Raw genomic sequence first — 1,230 nt, 5'->3', positions numbered from 1 at the left:
TGACGGCTTCGGCCTCGGCGCTGTCACCAGCCACCGGCCGCAGCTGATGCGAGTCCGTGCGCACCATGTCGGCCAGCATGTGCGCATCCGCGGCGTCACTCTTGGCCCCCGACACCGCCAGACGCTCCCGATACCGGGCCGCCTGCAACGGGTTCACCGCGTACACCGTGTAACCAGCGGCGATCAACGCCTGCACCCACGGACCCCGATCGGTCTCAATGCCGATCACCACCTGCCCGGCGTCGACACCCACCACGTCGGCAGCGTCACCGAGCTGCACGCCAATCATCGCGTGTAACCGGGCGATGCCTTCGACGCCCTCGGGCAGACGGGCCTTGGCCAACCGACGCCCGGCGGCGTCCATCAGCTCGACGTCATGGTGATCCTCGGCCCAGTCATCTCCCACGAACAGCACACCACATCTCCCGCCCACGCCAGAGGAAACCCAGACACACTCGGTAGCCGGCAGGAGAACCATCAGCGACCTAATGAAGCAGTGCTCACGTCCGTTCCGGCCGGGCACGACATCCCATCAGCGATCAACTCTCCTCACCAACCGGCAGCGGCACGATCTTTGCTCAGGACTCCGAGTCCAGGCGCAACAAGTGCTCATCCGCCGGCGGCTACCCATCAGGAGTCTGCCGCACCCACCGACCAACTCCCAGAACTCATTAGACGCTCCCGATACCGGGCCGCCTGCAACGGGTTCACCGCGTACACCGTGTAACCAGCGGCGATCAACGCCTGCACCCACGGACCCCGATCGGTCTCAATGCCGATCACCACCTGCCCGGCGTCGACACCCACCACGTCGGCAGCGTCACCGAGCTGCACGCCAATCATCGCGTGTAACCGGGCGATGCCTTCGACGCCCTCGGGCAGACGGGCCTTGGCCAACCGACGCCCGGCGGCGTCCATCAGCTCGACGTCATGGTGATCCTCGGCCCAGTCATCTCCCACGAACAGCACACCACATCTCCCGCCCACGCCAGAGGAAACCCAGACACATTCGGTAGCCGGCAGGAGAACCATCAGCGACCTAGTGAAGCAGTGCTCACGTCCGTTCCGGCCGGGCACGACATCCCATCAGCGATCAACTCTCCTCACCAACCGGCAGCGGCACGATCTTTGCTCAGGACTCCGAGTCCAGGCGCAACAAGTGCTCATCCGCCGGCGGCTACCCATCAGGAGTCTGCCGCACCCACCGACCAACTCCCAGAACTCATTAGG

General features: G+C 65.3%; 1 protein-coding gene and 1 pseudogene. Both read right to left on the bottom strand.

Annotation, left to right across the window (positions count from 1 at the left end; all coding sequences use genetic code 11):
• Positions 1–415 (bottom strand): transposase (locus ACFT41_RS32315; protein WP_377614115.1); only part of this gene is annotated, 415 nt, incomplete at its 3' end.
• Between the two features lie 236 nt (positions 416–651).
• A pseudogene (locus tag ACFT41_RS32310) lies at positions 652–969 on the bottom strand (transposase); the annotation flags it as partial.
• Between the last annotated feature and the right edge of the window lie 261 nt (positions 970–1,230).

The organism is Micromonospora sp. NPDC057141, from assembly GCF_042670805.1.
GTDB lineage: Bacteria > Actinomycetota > Actinomycetes > Mycobacteriales > Micromonosporaceae > Micromonospora.
This window is presented reverse-complemented; position numbering and strand designations above follow the sequence as displayed.